The sequence below is a fragment of the Dyadobacter arcticus genome (assembly GCF_011762185.1).
Taxonomy (GTDB): Bacteria; Bacteroidota; Bacteroidia; order Cytophagales; family Spirosomataceae; genus Dyadobacter; species Dyadobacter arcticus.
The window spans coordinates 1,632,494-1,650,951 of sequence record NZ_JAASQJ010000001.1; the positions used below are offsets into that span (position 1 = coordinate 1,632,494).

Sequence of the window (18,458 nt, forward strand, 5' to 3'; positions counted from 1 at the left end):
TTGTCATTTTAGTTCTTTTAGTAAGGAACTTAAAAAACTCATTTGCCATGTACAGACCTGTCACGCTCGTTCTAAATCTGATCGCCATTTGTTTATCGACAATAGGCCAGGCACAGCAATTCAGCATGAAGCAGTGCCTGGAATATGCAGAGTTACACAATCCTGAGCTGCTGCTTCAGGGAAGCAGGCTTTCAACAGCTGAGCTGGAAAGTAAAGCTGTTAAATCACGCTTTCTGCCAAAGCTAGAAGGCAGTGCTGCTTTGTATCATTACTGGCAAATTCCTGTCCAGGTTTTCCCGGGACAGTTATTAGGCCAGCCGGAAGGTAGCTATGTACCGGTAAGGCTGGGAACCCCTTGGACAGGGAGTTATGGTGTGGACGCGACCTTTGATCTGCTTGATGCTTCCTCATGGCAGCAGCTCAGGTTGAAAGCATTGCAGAAACAGCTTGTGGGGAGCGAATGGAGTTCCTTAAAAGGGGAATTATTTAAAAACGTACAGATGGCTTTTTGGACGGCGCAGTTGAGCCGAATGAATGTGGCCAGCACAACGCAGCAATATCTGGACTACCAGGAAAGCCATAGACTGATTTCTGCCCAGTTCGAAAAAGGGGTTACTGATAAAATAACGGTGAATCAGTCGGCCAATATTATGCGAAACTTAAATGAGACAGTTAATAAGGCTGAATCAGACTTCCGGCTGGCATTACTGGATCTCAAATTCTGGATGCGTTACCCGATGTCGGATTCTATTTTAATTGATCGCAGTGAAAGCTTTTCATTCGGGGATACTGTTTCAGGCCCATTTGACCCCAAACTACTACCAGACGACGAGGCCTATTTACTAAAAACCGAAATTGTAGGCAGGCAGTATAGCCTGGCCCGATCCGAATGGTATCCAAAGCTTTCGTTAATAAGCGGATACAGCCGTTTAGGTTTTGGACAAAAGTTTGATTTTATCAGTAACTCCGGCTGGTTTTCCTCAGGATTTGTGGGACTCAAACTAAATATACCTATTCTGGATTTGAACAAAATGGTCTTTGAGCCTAAAAGACAAAAGATGATGATGAAGACTACCCAGCTGGAGCGGTTGCAGTACCAGCAGGAGCAACGAAGAGTGTGGTTAAGGGAAGAAATTTTATTAAAAGAAGCGATCAATTCGGTTGCAGTACAAGAAGAAAACCTGGATTCTGCCCGTGAAAACCAGCAGCTATCTGAAAAAAAACTTAAAAATGGGATCATCAGTGTTATTGAACTCAAACAGCTACAGGACGAGCTAAGCCAGGTGCAGGGTAAACTAAACAGCGCTAAACTGGAATATTTGAAACACTACATAGAGCTACATCATTTGCAGAACAACCAACAATGAGAGCGACATATTTACTTTTGACCGGGGCTATGGTCCTTTCTGCTTGTAACAAGGAGAGCGAAACCTACACAGTTACTGAAAGGCCGCTTAACGAGGCAGTGTACGCGTCGGGGGAAATATTCCCTGAGGAGTATGAGTACATCCAAACAAACAATTCGGAGCGGATCATGAAGATTTTGGTAGCAGAAGGTGACCTGGTAAAAAAGGGAGATCTCCTGGTAGTTTTGGGTACGCCCAGTCAAGCAACCCAGCAGCGTATATTGACCGACGAAATAACGTTGGCTCGGGGGAATGCTGCCCAGACTTCTGCCCCACTCGCAGAAATTCAGGAAAAGATTAGGCTGGCCAAACAGAAATACGAGCATGAAGCCCAGAACGCGCAGCGCTATAAGGAGCTGGCTATCGATAAGGCTGTTTCTCAAAAGGATGCGGATGATGCTGCGTTGAATGCAGAGACAAGCCTGTCCGAATACAAAAACCTGAAACAGCAATTTTTCGCCCGGCAAAAGGAGTTATCAGGAAAAGTACTTAGTACGACTAACCAAATGGCACAGTTCAGTCAGGTTCGTGAAGGCAAGCAATTGCATAGTAACCTTACCGGAAAAGTTTACAGTGTGAATCAGCAGGAAGGGTCTTTGGCCCGCCCTGGTGAAGCCGTCTTGCTGACAGGGACAGCGAATAAGTTCAAGCTCGAACTGCTAGTCGATGAAAGGGATATCAGTAAAGTGAAACTTGGACAGAAAGTACTGTTTGAGACCGACGCGTTTGGCGGAAAACAATTTTTAGCAGCCGTTAGCAAGATCATCCCGGTCCTTCAAAAGGAAAACCGGAGTTTCAAGGTAGAAGCAAGCGTCACTGATTCAACTGGTTTTTTTCCGCAGTCTTCTGTGGAAGCCAGTATCATGATCCGGGAAAACAGTCATGTTCTAGTGATTCCAAACGATTACCTCACCGCAGGCGATAGTGTCTTTGTGAAATCCGGAAAAGAAAACAATCGTGTTGGCATTTCGACCGGCATACGAAGCCAGGCATGGACCGAGGTGACTGCTGGCCTTAAAAAAGGAGTCATTATCGTAAAACCTTAATGTTTTATCATCATGAAAAAAAGATTGTCGGAGATTGGGCTGGCATCTTCTATTGCCTTTACCTATATGCGGGCGAAGTTAAAACAAACCATCATCGCCACGGCAGGGGTCACTTTTGGTATCACGGTTTTTATTTTCATGGTGAGCTTCATACAAGGTACCAATGAGTACACACAGGATATTGTATTTGAACAATCACCTCATTTGAGACTTTATAACGAAGTACAATTGAACAAAAAAAATGGACTGGACCGAGCATACCCCGGTATGGTCAATGTAATACATCATCAAAAGCCTAAAGATATCCTGCTTAATCTGAAAGATGCAAACCATGTATTGGATGAGCTCAAAAATGATTCCAGGGTTCTTGCAGCTTCAGGATCACTCAGCGCCCAGGTTTTTTACCGGCTTGGATCATGTTCGTTGAACGGAAAGGTAAATGGGATAAATTTCGAAAGTGAGAACATCTTGTTTAACCTCAGTAATAAGATCGTCGATGGTGGATTTGAAGAGCTTTCAACCAAACCTAACAGTATGCTGATGGGCGTTGGTCTGGCCCAAAAGTTAAATGTCAAAACAGGCGATCAGCTTCGGATCACAACCGAACGGGGCGACAGTTTCATTATCACGGTAGTAGGATTGTTTAAAACTGGTCTGACTGATATTGACAAGCAGCAAAGCTATGCGAGCCTGAAAACAGTTCAGCGTTTTTTAAAAGTACCATCTTCATATCTGACGGAGATCAAAGTAAAGCTCCACGACAAAGAGTTGGCACCAAAGATTTCACAAGAATTTCAAAGGAAATATGCCTGTTACGGATCTGATTGGAAAAAGGACAATTCTTCACTCCTAGAAGGTGATGTATTGCGAAAAATGATCGTTTACGGGGTTGCAGGTACGATTTTGCTTGTAGCCGGCTTTGGTATTTTTAATATCCTGACGATGATGATCTATGAAAAAATGGAGGATATCGCCATTCTAAAAGCGACTGGGTTTTCTGATACGGATGTTCGTTGGGTGTTTCTCACACAGGCATTTGTGATCGGGACTGTGGGAGCGATCATGGGATTATTCTTCGGATTCTTGCTTTCATATGCCGTTTCAAAGGTGCCTTTTCACAGTGATGTGATGATTACGCTGGATCATCTTCCGGTCAGCTTCAAGACCATTTATTACATTACAGGATTCACTTTTGGAATATTGACAACGTCTCTGTCAGGATATTTGCCCTCCAGAAAAGCAGCCATGATGGACCCCATTGCCATTTTACGAGGATAAAAGCTATGAATGTACTTGAAGCAAGCCATATCAATAAGTACTTCCATGACCCAGCAAAGTTTCATGTGCTCAAAGACATGAGTTTCGCTATCCGGAAAGGTCAGTTTACATCCATTACAGGGAAATCCGGAAGCGGGAAATCGACACTGCTGTACCTGCTTTCCACGATGGACACCCAATTTGAAGGCAGTATAAAAATTAAGGGTGAAGAAATGCAGGGCAAGAGCAATAAATGGCTGGCCGAATTCAGGAACCATCACATTGGATTTGTTTTTCAATTCCATTTCTTGCTTCCTGAATTCACTGTACTTAGAAATGTAATGCTTCCCGGCCTGAAAAGGGCGGAATATTCCCCGGGAGAAGTTGAGCATAAAGCTTATACACTTCTGAAATTATTGGGCGTTGAAGATCAGGCCAATAAGCGTGCAGCCTTGCTTTCCGGCGGACAGCAGCAGCGGGTAGCTATTGCCAGGGCACTGATCAACGATCCGCTGATTGTGATGGGTGATGAACCGACCGGAAACCTAGATAGCAAAAATACCGCTATCGTTTTCGATCTTTTCAGGAAACTCGCCGCAGAAAACGGACAGACTATGATCATCGTGACCCATGATGATGATTTTGCAGGGAAATCTGACCATGTGATCCATCTGGCTGATGGTAGGGTGTTAAACTAAACTACAGGATAGGCCATTTCTTCCTAATCGAAATCAAACACATTCACAATCCAACCAGCTACCTTGGCTGACGTTATTATCATGTTCTCTGGAAAATAGCCTTTAATTCGAATTGTCCATTTTGACGGTACATTTAGCGGTGGCCGCTGCCGTTCTAACTTTTAATTAAACCAACATTTAGATCAAGACGCAAATGATATTACCAAAGCCGTATTGTCAAAATTAGGTTCAAAGCGTCCTTCAAACGAAAAGGAAAGTTGGTCTTCAAAGACTTTTGGAACATTAAATTCCTTACCCGTACAACCTTCCATTAACCAGCTACTGCCGCTGACCAAGCTCAGGTTTGCGTGCTCTTTTGATGAAGTGGCCATTATAATAGACTTAGGTCACACTCTTCATAGGTGCATTGGCACATAAGCGAGCATTATGGGGAAACGTGATCTGGCTGACTTGGGCTGACTTTAGTAGCATCTGCAATACTTGTATCAACACTTTTGATTGTAAAGGCGTATTGGTCTACACGGCAATCTTTCTACTAACCAAAGTGCGTTGACGATGCTAAAAGACTATTTAAAAATTGCATTCAGGAACATTCGGCGCAGAAAGTTTTATGCCGCAGTTAATGTGGGCGGACTGGCAATCGGACTGGCGGTTTCCCTGACTATTGTGTTTTATGTAAAACATGAATTTACATACGATTATCATAATGATAAATCGGATAGGATTGTTAGGATTACATCGAAGTTCGAAACGCCTGACAAACCAATGTTAATTGCAAGTACTCCTGTTTTGCTGGCCGCTTATCTCAAGAAGGACTACAGTGAAATAGAAAAAACGGCGCGCCTACAAATAACAGAGGCAGCTGTGAAACACAACCAGTGGTTACAGAATGAGCCGAATGTTTATTTTTGTGAGCAATCGGTCTTTGAGATATTTTCTTTTGTCTTTCTAGAAGGAAGTATGGCGGATGCGTTACTAAGACCTAATACCACAGTCATAACCCAGAAATTTGCGGAAAAATATTTTGGCACGGCTCATGCATTGGGACGAACTATTCAGATTAATAAAACGCATTATGAAATTACCGGGGTGATCGCCGATTTACCTTCAAATTCGGACTTAAAGATATCGGTTATGTTGTCGCGCAACTTTTTAGATACCAAGGATTGGCTAACGGATGATTTTCCAGTTTACACCTTCGCACTTTTCACAAAAGCCCCTAATTTAAAGTCCTTCGATAGAAAGCTATTCGCCCTTAGCCAGCGATATATTCAACCGGAACTTAAAGCGCAGGGAGCGGACGGATATAAGCTCATTTTCGAGACTGAGGCATTAAAGGATGTCCACTATAATGTCGGCAAAATGGGCGATACGCCAAAAGGAAATAAGCAATATGGCTATCTTTTCTCATTGCTGGCCTTGTTCGTGCTCATCATCGCCGTTTTGAACTACATCAATCTGACGACATCCACTGCTGTGGAAAGAACACGAGAAGTAGGTATTAGAAAGGCAAATGGTGCCAGGCGCGGTCAGCTAATTTTCCAGTTTCTTTTCGAGTCTTTTATCATTACCACACTGTCAGTGATACTTGGTGCGCTGATCCTGAAAATCTCAATACCGTTCTTGAACAGCCTGCTTCAAATAAGCATTATAGTGGAATGGAGTAACATGCTTCTTGTTGCTGCGCTAAGTCTGTTGGTGATTACCATTTTTGCTGGTGTTTACCCATCATTGATGTTGTCGGCTTTTAAGCCGGTTCAGGCCTTAAAGGGGACGTTAACCACGAATGGGCATTCTATTTGGCTTAGAAAAGGCATCACGCTTTTTCAATTTTCCCTAATGGTGGCAATGGTGTTTGGAGTTTTGGTCATTCGTCAGCAAATGAAATTTTTACGGAATCACAATCCCGGTTTCGACAAAGACCAAGTAGTGGCAGTTCAGGCCCCTGACGATTCTGTTGCACGCTCCAAAATGAATGCTTTTGCGACAATGCTTCGCCAACAAAGCAGTGTGCGGCGGGTCACAGCTGGCACAGATGTGATGCAGATGGACGCAACATATCCGGCGGCTACAACGATCTTCAAATCCAATGGTAAGAGAAAAGAGGTCATCAGCAGCTATTTTTTTATTGATGAATATTTTATTCCCCTATTGGACATTAAATTATTGCAAGGCAGGAACATATCCTCAGGCCATGTTTGGGATAAAAATGGCGCATTCATTGTAAACGAAGCCTTTGTAAAAATGTCAGGGTGGAAAAACCCTGTTGGACAAGCGATCGAAGGTTTTCGTCATAAGGGAGAGGTTATTGGTGTGGTCAAAGACTTTAATTACGAGTCGGTGCACAGCCCGATAGAACCTTTGGTTATGGTTTATAACACCTCTCCTGTTGCTTCCCTTATGATAAAAACGAACCCTGAAAACCTTTCTTTAATTGAAGGCGCCTGGAAGAATCACTATCCTGATTTCCCATTCGAATATAGGTTTTTGGACAGCGTTTTTGAAACTCAATTCAGAAGGGACGACGTCATGATGACGCTGTTTAACATATTTGCATTCCTGACCGTTTTTGTATCCTGCTTGGGTTTGCTAAGCCTGGTTACATTTTCGACCGGCCTGAGAATAAAAGAAATAGGCGTTAGAAAAGTGCTTGGCGCGTCAGTCTTAGGGCTCGTAGCATTATTAATCAAAGAATATCTGTATATCGTCGTGCTGGCAATTTTACTTGCAAGTCCGCTTGCTTTTTATGCGATGAACCTGTGGCTCTGCAAGTTTGCATATCACATTGAGATAAGCTGGTGGGGATGCCTGTTGGCCGGGCTTATTTCCCTTACTGTCGCTCTAATTACGGTCAGCTTTCGAAGCATAACCGCAGCGCTGGCCAATCCGGTCCAATCATTAAAAGCGGAATGACTAAATGTGGTCAAAAACTGAATTCACCATATCCATAGACGGATCAAGTAGATCTTTAGGATATTGGACCACGGAAAAAATTCTTTCCTGTGTATCGCAGCATTAAGATTGTTTTAACGCTTATAATTATACGCAAAGAATATCACATTTGCCCTGCCGACGTAATCGTACCGAATGATTCGATAACCATTTCCGAAGGCAGGCCAAATGCGGGACAGATATTGCTAAATCATCTGCTTACAATGACAGACCCTTTTGGCCTGACGGTATTAGGAACAGGAATTTGAACCGGCTCCATTTCTTCGGTTACCATTCCGTCAGCGGCAATTTTCAAAGAATGCAAAAAGTTGAAGTTGCCAATGCTGAAGTCCACATTGGTATGCTGATTAACTATGAACAACTTGTCCTCTGCGGAAGAAAAAACAATGGAGAAATCCTGACTTGTTTTAAACGCTACACCTCCGGGTCCCGGATAGATAGGCCCTGAATTTTTAAGCTCGAACGTTTGTATGGACGAAGGAGCCATGGGGTTTGAAGTGTTGTATACTTGTACGGTATTATCGGCTGAATTAAGAACGTACATGCGATCTCCTGCTTTATTCGTGCGGATCCAGCAAGCCGCTTTTCCAGCAGCTACGGATGTTTGAAGGGTCAGAGCGCCAGTAATACCATTGATTGCATACACATTCACCATTCCTTGTAGCGGGTTACCCACATATAATACGGATCCTGACGGATGCTGCCATAATCCCAATGCTGTGCCGTTCATGCCTGGTACTACATAAGGCGAACCTGCTACCGGGGTTAAATTACCCGATCCGCTGATCGTAAAAGTGCGTAGGGTGCCAGCCGGGGGCATTAACATAAAACCAAGGAAGTCGGTGCCGAACAAAAATTTGCCGTCGCGGGATACCAGTGCGTTGGAAGGAGAAGTACCTGCTGTCGTTTCAAATTTCGCCCCTGGAATAGGCGTCAATTTTCCCACACCATCAATTGTAAATGTAGAATAGTTTGGAAGCTGCGGAGTAGCATGCAAGGGGTCTTGACTCTTGTTGAGTACAAATACAAAATTGCCGGAAACGTCTATTACCACAGGGGTTTGCCCATTGGATGGGAAGGGTGATCCGGGAACATGCTCAAGTGCCCCATCGACTTTTATGCTAAATACCGCAATCGTATTGCTGCCCGAATTTACAGCCATAAGGAATTTCCCATCTGTGGATACCCTTAACTCATAATCAGAATCAAGTGGTCCCAATATTTGCATGGGGTTACCAACGCCTGATCCTTTGGTAAGAAAAGGACTGCCCATCAAAGGTTCCAATGACCCATCGCTCTTGACCTTATAGGCAAGTACAGCATTTTGGTTGTCTTCGAAGTTATTGGTTTGTATATAAAGAATGTCAGTACCAACAGTTGGGTTCTCGTGGTCCGTGCAGGAAAAGAGTACGACAGAAAACAAAAGAAGAAAAAGTGCGCGCCTCATAGTTATGGAATTTAGTTGAAAAATGATAAAATTATTTGAATACCCAATTGAACAATTCGTAGCTGATTTTACCGAAACAACAATTACTGTTCCACTCATTTTGAACCGAGGAATGAACCTTGCGCTTTATGTTTTATCCCACTTTGAGCAAATGTTGTCTGATAATGGAGCGTATCGGGGATTTTAAATGACTGATTTCAGATTTTTGTATGAGATCGTTGCGAGCTGATGACTTTTGATTTCTTTGGCTATCGTGTGACTTGCAAGATATTCTTTGGTTGGGAACACGGCCTTAACACATTCTGATTTTTAAACCAATCTATATTGAACCCAATGATTAGCTACTTCTGTCCAAATCTGGCAACAGTTGAAGCAGGCAAAACAGTCATTGACGAAGCACGAGGTAGATAGGCAAGCGCTGACCGGTCCTGAACTGCAAGCAATAACAACTCGCGATTTCAGGCAAGGCCGATTGGCGCAGGTATGCGACATATTTCTGTTCTGCTGCTATACTGGTTTGGCGTATACTGATGTTTTCAAGCTGAAACGTTCGGAAATTATCGATGGTAGCGATGGTGAAAAGTGGATAGTCATGAAGAGACAGAGTGTAAATTCAGTGGTCTTGTAATGGCTTGCGACGGCGGATATTATTATGCTGTGAATAGCAAGCGCAGACCGTAGCATCAATTACGATCCAGTAAAAAGTCATTTTTTATTGGAAGTACCCGAAGCGATGATTTCGGCAGTCCGCCTAGTGCAGTTGCTCCACCTCCAATCATAACAGAAGTGAAGTAAATCTTTTCTTCCAGTTATTGTAGCGTGGTTTGATAACAAGTGAATTTACAGTAAATGTCAATTCAACGAAATCCCACTTGTTCCGATTCGATCATCAGGTAATAGTGACGTGCTAAATCAAAAGAAAGTAGTAAAAGATCTAAACTGCTTGAAGGTAACATTCCGAAAAAAGAAACGATAGTGATGGGTACAGTCGATCTTTAGTATTTTCTTAGATAGAAAATAGGAAGGATTATATGGCTAAGGAGCATTGGCAAAAGGACTTGCAGCTTATCAACGCCTGGCAGAATGGTAATGAGCGGGCATTTGCAGAAATCTACAAACAGAATTATGTGAAGGTTAAAGGGGCGTTGGTTCAGAACCTGGGCATATCTGCTGAAATGGCCGAAGAGATGTTCGATGAGGCAATGATTGTTTTAAATGAAAAAAAGAGGACGTTTATCTTGGAAGGTTTGCTTTCCACATTTCTATATAAAATCGCAAAAAACAAGAGTATTGATGAATTGAGAAAGGGGCAGGTCAAAATGTTAAAAAATTCGATTGATCTGGATGATGCGGAGGCTGAGATCAACGATTGGAGTTCGCAAACTTTTGACCATACTACTTTTGCATTCGACACAGAGGAGGCTGATAAGATTTTACGGCAAGCGCTCCATATAATGGATGGGTCTATTTGCGGAAATATCTTCAATCTTCAATATTGGGGAAGACTTAAACTAAAAGACGTCGCGGAAAACCTGCAGATGAACGAAAGTTATATTCGAAGAAAGGTGAAGGAATGTGAAAGGAAGTTAAAAGAAACTGTTGAAATTTTGAGAAGCAGGGAGCTATGACAAGCCAGGAAAAGGATGACGTGATCCACCGGGTCCTGTTTGGAACGGCCACAACAGAAGACCAGACGCTTTTTGATTTATGGATGACTACGGACTCAGAGTTTAAAGAAACTTTTGAATTTCGGAAGCATCTGGGAGGACAGTTGCGACTGAAAAAACGGGATGAACTTAAACTGACTTTCGAACAGATCAGGCAGGAGATGGACAGGGGGGAGTCGTTGCAGGATGATCTGCGTGTGATTCCGCTTTGGAAACGGGGATGGGTGGTTGCTGCAGCATCTGTTGTGCTTTTACTTGGTGTTTTCGTAGTGTTCAGGAATTCGTTTACGCCCGATCATCGAGCATCCATCTCAGCCGCAGATACCACTATTGTGCCCAAAGATTCTCTCCGGCTCAAAGCTCATAAGATGCACATCGCTTCTGATTCAAAAAAGCCAGATGTGCCGAAACCTGACCATCGTTTCCAAATGAAGGAGCTTTCCTTATATGAAACCAATGATGTAAGTCTGGGTTTTGGGAAAAATGAAAAGTCGGCTAATGTTGTGCCTGTGCTGTTTTTTCCAGGGAAACAATGGCAATATGAATTTGAGGACACGCTTAAAATTTACATTCCGAAAACCGAATGGGGTCGGCAGTGGATACTAATTTATAACCAATCCGAAGACCAGTATTGGCTGGGCGACCGGAAGGAAAAGTTTTCGGTTATCAAGGGTTTGGAGGGACTAAGGTCTCTCAATAAGCCTATTCAGAATTAGTGTTTTTTTGATAGATCAGCCAGTCTTCCACGATATTGTCACGCGTCCTAAAATAAATCTGGACCTTATCATAACAATAAAAATGACCGCCTGAAACGGGGACCAGTCTCGAAGGGTTGCCGTATTTCTCTTTCATTTTCCGGATCGGGTCGCCGTGGCGGATACCCTGGGCCGTAGCCAGGCCGTTGACGGTCGAATGCCCCTGAATAACCTGAAAAGCGCCTTTTTTTAGCAGGATTTTATAGACATGCAGCCCGTTAAATGCATTGTATTGAAAATGCACCAGATTGGGTTTAGGTAAATTTTTCCGTTGGTCGACAGGGAGGTTATCGGGCAGGGGCAATGATAACCCGTTCATGCTTTGCTCAATGCCGACAGGAGCGGATCGTTGAATACTTCGGGAGCCTGCCAGTGTTTGTCTTTCTATCCAGTCAATGATCTCATTTTCTTTGGCCCGCTTTTGTAGAAGAGCTGCTATTTTTCTATTGAACTCAATCTCAAAAGCGCCGTCCGCGTTGGCCAGATCAATTTGTGCCGCCTCATATTCTTTTAAGCGCACCAATGCGATTCCCCTCAGCAAAAAAGCATCCGGAGAAATGGTGGTCCGGGTTTGCTGAAGCTGGTCGATCATTTCGCGGACAGTTCCATTGCGGTTAAGCAACAGCATGGATGTTGCCAAGTTGATATGGGCTGCCATATAAGTTTTGTCCAGTGCAACTGCTTTTTCAAAATTCCTGATGGCGCCCTCTAGTAAAGCTTCAAATTCATTGCCTTCCTCTTCGTTACCCTGCCTGTTCTTACCCAACAAACGATTTTCCGTATCGAGCTCTGCGGGCAGTTTAAATGGCATTGATCTCGTCTTGATCCAGGCGCCGGTCAACACCTGCTGCAATTGAGAAAGGCCAAGGTTATTCAAAAACTCCTTTGCAGGGATACGGCTCGAAAGGTCTGAAAAACAGTGTTCTGCTGCGGCATATTCGCCTTTCAGATATAAAAATTTCCCTACTTCAAATGTGGATGCCAATTGCTGTGCCTGCTGCGCGTACAGATCGATGGATACGAGCCTTTCCTCCCTGGTCGGGTAGCCCTTCAAAGAGTCGGGAAGCTGGTAGGCCGTGTATATTTTTTTCAAAAGGGGCCTGGCCACTTTGAACGTTTGGTATCCGGTTGCGAACGCCTGGATGAGCCCATACAGATCGGCTTCTTTTTCCATTTCCTTATTGCGTTCACTTAATTCATTTCCAGGTGTGGCAAAGCCAAAAGGATGACGATGATTGACAAAAAAATGGGTTAGTTCATGGCTGATGATAAACGCCAGAGCCGATAAGGAATCTCTACCCATTTGGCGGCATACATCATAAAGCTTTTCATCAATGATCAATTGTGCTTCGGGTTCCGGGCTGAACCGCGCGATCCGGTTTGACTTACCCATGGGCATCACCAGTTTAGGTACCTGTCGCAGGTCGTCAAAGCCCAGCGATACCTGCCTGATCACGCCGGAAGTCACCTGGTATTTGTAATGCGCAACCGGCAACTCCTGCGCGGCCAGGGGCACGACGCTTGCGATGAGGAACAGGAAGCAAAAATATAGGGATTTAATCATCTTTCGGTCAATACAAAACCTCCCCAATAATGAGGGTGACTTAATTGTTCTGAGGTGTTACGGATATCTTCCTGTGCCTTGCGCAGGGCCTCATGACGGGTTGCACCGCCCATCCAGTAGCCATAGAATTTTTCCATCAACTCCTTCGTAACCCGGTCGTTCACACGCCATAAACTCATCAGTACCGATTCTGAACCGGCAGTCATAAACGCCCGCTGTAAACCAAAAACGCCATTGCCATTCCGGATCAGTCCCAATCCTGTTTCACAAGCACTCAATGTTACCAATTTTGTGTTTTTCAATGGTAGTTGCCCTACTTCATAAGCTGTGAGCAAACCATCATCTCTCTGTGAATTGTCCCTGCCGGTGCTATCCAGTGCCCCAGCCAATACCAGTCCGGCATTAAGCAATGCCTTCCTGCTCAGGGTGACTTTGGAGGTATCCTTCAAAAAATAGCCATGCGTGGCAATATGCAGGACTGTGGGGCTTGATACTCGTTTCAGATTCTCTTCCGAGGCGTTGCCATCCGTGTACAATTGAGAAGTCCAGCCCTGTTTAGCTGCAATTTTCCCAATTGCTTCCACTTCTTCCTTCGTTGCGGGCAGCGGTTGAAAATCAAATGCCCCGCGATCCAGGTCAGGGCTATTATGATAACTGAGTTCCGTCAATGCATCTTTCTTTTGCGTATGGTCCGCTTTCTGATAATCCGGATATCCGAATAAAGCAATGGTATTGGCCTGCGTCTGAATTTTTAGAGTGTCGGCTAGGGTCCGCGTGCTGCCAACGAGTTGTATATCCATTTCTTCACTGAGGAAGCGGCCCGAGGTTTTGTTTCGCAAGGTGCCCAGACTGATCTGATGATAGACGCCATCGGGTGAAAAATAAACGGTTTTGGCGCCTGTCAACGCGCCGCTGAGTGGGGCCCAGAAGCTGCGGTAACTATCGGCATCGTAAGTGCGGCGATCGATGTCGGTTCGGTAAGCTTCTAAATGTTTGCCTTCCAATGCTTTACCATTAGGTAACAGTATCATTTGAGGTGTTTTCGAGGAATGCCGTAAGATCAACGCAGCATAATTAACAGAATCGTCCCATGTTCCCCAGAATTTCTCCCGGTTCACCCTGGTATCCCAGATCCTGAAACGAACAATTTCCACCGCAGCTTCATCGGGCTTTAAAGCCGCCCGGATTTGCTGCCATTTGCGCTCGGGATGCTGGGTACGGGCAGAGGTCCGGGAGATTTCTTTTTCGAGTATTTCAGCTTCTTTTTCGAGACTGTCGATATGTAACCTGTCCTTATTCTGATCCGACTGGTAGTACCTGGCAAGCGTTGTCTTCATATCGACATAGCGTTTCTGCTTATCGAGGAGTATGGTGTCGCTGCTACCCGCCATATTCTGTTTGATTTGCTGAACCCTTTCGAGCAGCATGCCTTTTGACTTTAATAACAAATCATATATGTCCCCATTTGTGGCTGCATTTGGTTTGTTTGCAGCACTGAACGACAGGAATTGTTCCCGGTAAGTATCATAATTGTCCAGATACTGTTCGCGCTGGAATTCGCTCAGATAGGAAAAGCTGGACTTTACGTCTTCGTTCATGCGTGCCAAAGTCGTCAGCCAGGCAGACCGGGCCTCAGTTATCCTGCCATATCGCGTAAGGAGGATGGATCTGTTACGAAACAATTTGGGATATTCAGGATTTTGACTTGAATATTCTGTCAATGCCTTTGCATTCAGCCGAAGTGCTTCCTCGGGTTTATGCCGGGCGGCTGCCAGCGTGCTCCACAGTGCGGTAATATTGCCGGTGCGCTGTGTTTTGTTGATCTTAAAATAAAGCTGACTGGACTCGTGGAGGTATTTTTCTGCTTTTGATAAATCACCTAAAATAATAAGGTCCTGTGCCAGTGCCTCCTGGATGATGGGCAGCTTTTCAATTCCATTCACCTTAGTAAACAGGTCGATCGCCTGCAAACGCATTTGGATCCGGTCTGTGGTGGCCATATTGGTTAATTGCGAAGCCATATTAGCCTTTAAAAGACCCAGCTTAAAATCCTCATTCAGCTCGCGCGTGATTTTTTCGGCCTTTTTGAAATAGATCTCAGCCTCGGTATGCTGGTTCATGGTAGCAAGTGCGGTAGCCAGGTTCACGAGCGCATCATTGTAATATCCGGCACCTGTGGGCAAAGCTTTTTCTCCATAATCACAGGCTTCTTTTAATGCCAGCTCAGCGAAATGATAATTGTTCATATCGCCATGCACATAGCCAAGGTTATTTAATGTTATGCATATTTCAACGGCTATTTCTTTCTGGCGGATGGGGTTTTTGGCATATTCCTGCTTTAATAATCTGAAGGTTTCTTCATAATACGGAATACTCTCCGCCTTTTTCCCATTCAGATAATAAACGTCCGCTAATTTCCGCTCGCATTCGATATACTTGCCGATCGTGCCCAGGTATGGATTGGTAGAAGGATGCTCAGGAGGACGATTGATCTCCATACATTCGAGGCAGGCCTGTTCAGAATCACTGGTCCTTTTCAAATGGCTGTAAATCGTTGCGGCAGTCATCAGGCCAATGGAGTATTGGTCAATCACTGCGGAATCTCCGCCATTTTTTAACAATGCCTTCATTCTGTCATTATGCTCCACCGCAAACCTGGCAGCGTGCTCAAAATCACGTGCACTGTAATACGCCTGGGAGAACAAGATGTAAGTACTGCCGTACCAGATGCTATTCTCCCCATACACCTTATGGGTAAGCTGCCGGGCCTGTTCCGCAAAATTTAATGACTTCGGCAAGTCGTATTTGACTGAACTGTAATACATACTGCTATCTACGAATTGCCAGAATTCAGCTGGCTGCGCATCGGCGCTGGTGCCGGACAACGACAAGCAGAAAAGAGTAACCACCAGCAGACGGAGCACTGATGAAATGGAGCAAAGAAAATTTGATAAAAAAGATCCTGACGAGGGTAACATTTAAAAACTCGGTTACGATACAGAGGAAGAAAGCAGTTGAGCGCAGTCATAAATGGACTTCGTACAAGGTAGTAATCTAAAAACAAAACATCAAATGGGACAAATCACAACTCTACCTCCTTTGAAAAGGTATCTTTTACTTATCGCCATCATCGTATCCTCCTGCTCAGGAGACGGCATTGGCCCTGATTGGGCTGAACGTATTGAAGGTACCTGGAAAACCGAAATACTAACAGTCGGAACGTACAGGACCCAGGGTACCTGGGAAATCGAAAAGACCGGCGATAAAACGGTATTAATTAAAGTTTCCCGGACGATCTGGCCGGACCTGAATAACAATGACAGAAGCGATACCTATCCTGAGGCAGCAATGAATACGGCCTGGATGTCGGACAAGAACACGCTGGTTGTTGAAACCAACCTTGCAGCAGTGGGTGCCGACTTTTGCGGAATTAAAGGGGAGGGTAAACTTTCGGGTGACATGCTCCACATGGTGGTTCACACAGAATGCAAAGGAGAGATCCGGATCCTTTTACTCAAGACTTCAAGCGCCAATAAGCAATCAATCGTATGCCATTACCATTTACTTCCAATTTCATGAACCCAATTAAGTTACTCAACAAATGCGTGCTGGCAGCCGCAATTTTCACGCTGCCAAACGTTTCAATGGCCCAGATCCCAAGTGTCCCCGGGGTCACAGGAAATGCTGAAAACCTGACCCGCGAAACCTCCGATCCTTCCCAGGAGTTTTTCGCAAGGGTTAGCCCAGATGGTAAGTTCCTTTTATACAATGCCATCGATATAGGATATTCCCTGAACCTGACCAATGGGCAAATGGAGGTGAAGACCAACAAAAGTTACCGGATCGTTCGCAAAGAAATTGGCAAACCCATTACCAACCCATTGGTAAATAATGCTGCCTATCCAACCTGGCTGCCCAATAGTTCAGGGGTTATTTTCAGCTATATCAAACCCGAAAGGTCGGTGATCGTACGGTCGGACATCAACGGTGTAGGACTGAACTACATTTCGGCCGGGGCGATGGGGGAGGATGATGCGGAACCTATTGTGCTGAAAGACAATTCTAAAATCCTTTTTACAACGCGGATGAGCAATAGTCGGATGATCTGTTCAATGGATATGAAGGGAGGGAATTATTCGGTCATCACCGAAGGCGCGCACCTCAGTCTGAACCCTTTGAATAATAACAAGATCATATACAATATCAAGGTTGGGAAAACATTCCAGGTATTTACAATGGACATTAAGACCGGTGAAAAAAACCAGCTGACCACTGGTGAATACAATAACCGCGACGGCGCATTTTCAAGGGATGGAAAATATATCGCATTTGCCAGCAACCGGGAAAACCCTAAAAAACAAAACAAACACATTTACGTCATGAAAGCCGATGGTTCCGAACTCATCCAGATCACCCAGGGCGAAACCGATGAAAGTGACCCCACCTGGGGCGATGACTATATGTTGTTTTTCAGTTCCAATGCAGAAAATAACTACAATATCTGGAAAGCGAAAGTGAAGTTTCAAAAATAAAAGGAACCCTTTCAATAGCCATGAAAACAATTTTATTATCCATTGCACTCCATTTTGTGCTGCTGCACATCTGTTTTGCACAAAAGCTTGCACCGGCGATGGTTTTCCGTGTCGATTCAACGCAGTTAAAAGTATATGGAATAAAATTGCAGGGCAGCCAGGTTACCTATCATTTAATTCCTTCGGTTAAATCAAAAACCATTCGTGTACCAAAAAGTGAGATCAGCCGGATCAGATACAGTAATGGAAAAGAGGAATTTGTAACGATCAAATTGCTGCCCGCGCCCCCATTATTGTCCAATGGGTCACTCAAAAAATCTTTCTCATCCATCGGACATCAGGGTCCGCGTCCTGATCGCATTTATTTGAAAGATGGACGGGTTATCGAATGCAATATCATTGAGAATGGAATGGAAGAAGTAAAGTATGTGGTAGCTACTGACAACTCACGACGGGTCCGGAGTATCAGACGGAAGGAAATTTTAAGGGTGGAGCGGACCAGTACTGCGGATAATGTACTTCCAAAAAATCAACCTTCTGGCACAAATTATTCATACTATGCATTGAATTTTGGCCTGGATATGGCACAGATAGTGGCTGGTAAAAGTGCACTTTGGGCCGATGACACCAGGGGGCTTGGATTGAAGATGGGTTTTGGAGCATCTCTCCAGCTATCAAAGCGGTTCAGCAGGCGTTTGGGGGCTAGCCTGAGAGTAGGTTATCTTCAGTGGGAAACTGAAAAAATATCCAGGGAAAACGGCACGACGGTTTATAGTGCTTCCCAGAAATTGCAGCAAATGTTCTGTCAAATAGCACCTAACCTGTATTTGCTGGACGGACTTTACCTGTCGCCTTATGTGGGTATACAGCAGATTGTGCTAAAAGGAAGGTACAGTGATTCTCATCCTTATGTTTTATTGGCGGTATCTCCCGGTGAGACACAAAGTGCTTTCTGTTTTGGATATGGAGGCCGTATGGGCTATGAAATTACCTCCAGGGCGCGTCAGTACAGCATTGAACTTCTCTATGGGATTGTCGCCCGGAATTTCGCTGGTCTCCAGTCCTACACGAAGGTGAATGACCCGATACATTATGTGGGCGGCAGGATTGGAATTGGATTAAAAAAATAAATTC

The 18,458-nt window shown here is 44.4% G+C and carries 15 protein-coding genes; 11 read left to right on the top strand and 4 right to left on the bottom strand.

The window, feature by feature from the left end:
- The first annotated feature begins 47 nt into the window (after positions 1–47).
- The 4 genes from FHS68_RS07120 to FHS68_RS07135 are packed head-to-tail and all read left to right on the top strand — an operon-like array spanning position 48 to position 4,407.
- Positions 48–1,367: a TolC family protein gene (locus FHS68_RS07120; RefSeq protein WP_167268475.1), complete on the top strand. Its 1,320-nt coding sequence runs from the start codon at positions 48–50 to the stop codon at positions 1,365–1,367.
- Complete coding sequence (locus FHS68_RS07125) at positions 1,364–2,452, top strand: efflux RND transporter periplasmic adaptor subunit (protein WP_167268476.1); 1,089 nt, start codon at positions 1,364–1,366, stop codon at positions 2,450–2,452. The genes FHS68_RS07120 and FHS68_RS07125 overlap by 4 nt, the downstream gene beginning before the upstream one ends.
- A 12-nt stretch (positions 2,453–2,464) precedes the next feature.
- Positions 2,465–3,730 (top strand): ABC transporter permease, encoded by a 1,266-nt coding sequence (locus FHS68_RS07130; RefSeq protein ID WP_229211794.1) that lies wholly within the window; start codon positions 2,465–2,467, stop codon positions 3,728–3,730.
- A gap of 5 nt (positions 3,731–3,735) precedes the next feature.
- Positions 3,736–4,407: an ABC transporter ATP-binding protein gene (locus tag FHS68_RS07135; RefSeq protein ID WP_167268478.1), complete on the top strand. Its 672-nt coding sequence runs from the start codon at positions 3,736–3,738 to the stop codon at positions 4,405–4,407.
- Positions 4,408–4,589: 182 nt separating this feature from the next.
- Here the strand turns inward: FHS68_RS07135 and FHS68_RS07140 are convergent, their stop codons facing one another.
- Positions 4,590–4,778 carry a hypothetical protein gene (locus tag FHS68_RS07140; RefSeq protein WP_167268480.1) on the bottom strand — a complete coding sequence of 63 codons (189 nt, stop codon included), beginning with the start codon at positions 4,776–4,778 and terminating at the stop codon, positions 4,590–4,592.
- 184 nt (positions 4,779–4,962) lie between these two features.
- Here FHS68_RS07140 and FHS68_RS07145 point away from each other — a divergent pair, with 184 nt between their 5' ends.
- The gene (locus FHS68_RS07145) at positions 4,963–7,320 is read left to right on the top strand and encodes an ABC transporter permease (protein ID WP_167268482.1); all 2,358 of its coding nucleotides are present in this window, start codon (positions 4,963–4,965) and stop codon (positions 7,318–7,320) included.
- A 229-nt stretch (positions 7,321–7,549) separates the two neighbouring features.
- On the opposite strand, the gene FHS68_RS07150 is transcribed toward FHS68_RS07145, so the two are convergent.
- Positions 7,550–8,806: a beta-propeller fold lactonase family protein gene (locus tag FHS68_RS07150; RefSeq protein WP_167268484.1), complete on the bottom strand. Its 1,257-nt coding sequence runs from the start codon at positions 8,804–8,806 to the stop codon at positions 7,550–7,552.
- Positions 8,807–9,173: 367 nt separating this feature from the next.
- Between FHS68_RS07150 and FHS68_RS07155 the strand changes: the two genes are divergently transcribed.
- The 3 genes from FHS68_RS07155 (at position 9,174) to FHS68_RS07165 (ending at position 11,189) form a co-directional block, all read left to right on the top strand.
- Complete coding sequence (locus tag FHS68_RS07155) at positions 9,174–9,434, top strand: site-specific integrase (protein ID WP_208408190.1); 261 nt, start codon at positions 9,174–9,176, stop codon at positions 9,432–9,434.
- A 403-nt stretch (positions 9,435–9,837) separates the two neighbouring features.
- The gene (locus tag FHS68_RS07160) at positions 9,838–10,434 is read left to right on the top strand and encodes an RNA polymerase sigma factor (RefSeq protein WP_167268486.1); all 597 of its coding nucleotides are present in this window, start codon (positions 9,838–9,840) and stop codon (positions 10,432–10,434) included.
- Positions 10,431–11,189, top strand: a complete 759-nt coding sequence (locus FHS68_RS07165) for a hypothetical protein (RefSeq protein WP_167268488.1) — start codon at positions 10,431–10,433, stop codon at positions 11,187–11,189. Before FHS68_RS07160 ends, FHS68_RS07165 begins: the two co-directional genes overlap by 4 nt.
- Here the strand turns inward: FHS68_RS07165 and FHS68_RS07170 are convergent.
- Positions 11,176–12,792, bottom strand: a complete 1,617-nt coding sequence (locus FHS68_RS07170; protein WP_167268490.1) for a hypothetical protein — start codon at positions 12,790–12,792, stop codon at positions 11,176–11,178. The two genes, FHS68_RS07165 and FHS68_RS07170, sit on opposite strands and share 14 nt — an antisense overlap.
- Positions 12,789–15,716, bottom strand: coding sequence for a CHAT domain-containing tetratricopeptide repeat protein (locus FHS68_RS07175; protein ID WP_208408192.1), 2,928 nt, complete (start codon positions 15,714–15,716; stop codon positions 12,789–12,791). Before FHS68_RS07175 ends, FHS68_RS07170 begins: the two co-directional genes overlap by 4 nt.
- Before the next feature lie 148 nt (positions 15,717–15,864).
- On the opposite strand from FHS68_RS07175, the gene FHS68_RS07180 reads away from it, so the two are divergent.
- The 3 genes from FHS68_RS07180 to FHS68_RS07190 are packed head-to-tail and all read left to right on the top strand — an operon-like array spanning position 15,865 to position 18,454.
- Complete coding sequence (locus tag FHS68_RS07180) at positions 15,865–16,371, top strand: hypothetical protein (protein ID WP_167268494.1); 507 nt, start codon at positions 15,865–15,867, stop codon at positions 16,369–16,371.
- Positions 16,341–17,324, top strand: coding sequence for a TolB family protein (locus FHS68_RS07185; protein WP_229211795.1), 984 nt, complete (start codon positions 16,341–16,343; stop codon positions 17,322–17,324). The genes FHS68_RS07180 and FHS68_RS07185 overlap by 31 nt, the downstream gene beginning before the upstream one ends.
- 20 nt (positions 17,325–17,344) lie before the next feature.
- On the top strand, positions 17,345–18,454 hold the full coding sequence (locus FHS68_RS07190; RefSeq protein WP_167268496.1) for a hypothetical protein: 1,110 nt from the start codon (positions 17,345–17,347) through the stop codon (positions 18,452–18,454).
- Positions 18,455–18,458 lie beyond the last annotated feature (4 nt).

Coding starts and splice junctions, on each gene's coding strand:
- FHS68_RS07135 (WP_167268478.1), top strand. CDS start 3,736: ATGAATGTACTTGAAGCAAGCCATATCAATAAGTACTTCCATGACCCA.
- FHS68_RS07190 (WP_167268496.1), top strand. CDS start 17,345: ATGAAAACAATTTTATTATCCATTGCACTCCATTTTGTGCTGCTGCAC.
- FHS68_RS07125 (WP_167268476.1), top strand. CDS start 1,364: ATGAGAGCGACATATTTACTTTTGACCGGGGCTATGGTCCTTTCTGCT.
- FHS68_RS07185 (WP_229211795.1), top strand. CDS start 16,341: ATGCCATTACCATTTACTTCCAATTTCATGAACCCAATTAAGTTACTC.
- FHS68_RS07160 (WP_167268486.1), top strand. CDS start 9,838: ATGGCTAAGGAGCATTGGCAAAAGGACTTGCAGCTTATCAACGCCTGG.
- FHS68_RS07150 (WP_167268484.1), bottom strand. CDS start 8,806: ATGAGGCGCGCACTTTTTCTTCTTTTGTTTTCTGTCGTACTCTTTTCC.
- FHS68_RS07140 (WP_167268480.1), bottom strand. CDS start 4,778: ATGGCCACTTCATCAAAAGAGCACGCAAACCTGAGCTTGGTCAGCGGC.
- FHS68_RS07165 (WP_167268488.1), top strand. CDS start 10,431: ATGACAAGCCAGGAAAAGGATGACGTGATCCACCGGGTCCTGTTTGGA.
- FHS68_RS07120 (WP_167268475.1), top strand. CDS start 48: ATGTACAGACCTGTCACGCTCGTTCTAAATCTGATCGCCATTTGTTTA.
- FHS68_RS07170 (WP_167268490.1), bottom strand. CDS start 12,792: ATGATTAAATCCCTATATTTTTGCTTCCTGTTCCTCATCGCAAGCGTC.
- FHS68_RS07130 (WP_229211794.1), top strand. CDS start 2,465: ATGAAAAAAAGATTGTCGGAGATTGGGCTGGCATCTTCTATTGCCTTT.
- FHS68_RS07145 (WP_167268482.1), top strand. CDS start 4,963: ATGCTAAAAGACTATTTAAAAATTGCATTCAGGAACATTCGGCGCAGA.
- FHS68_RS07180 (WP_167268494.1), top strand. CDS start 15,865: ATGGGACAAATCACAACTCTACCTCCTTTGAAAAGGTATCTTTTACTT.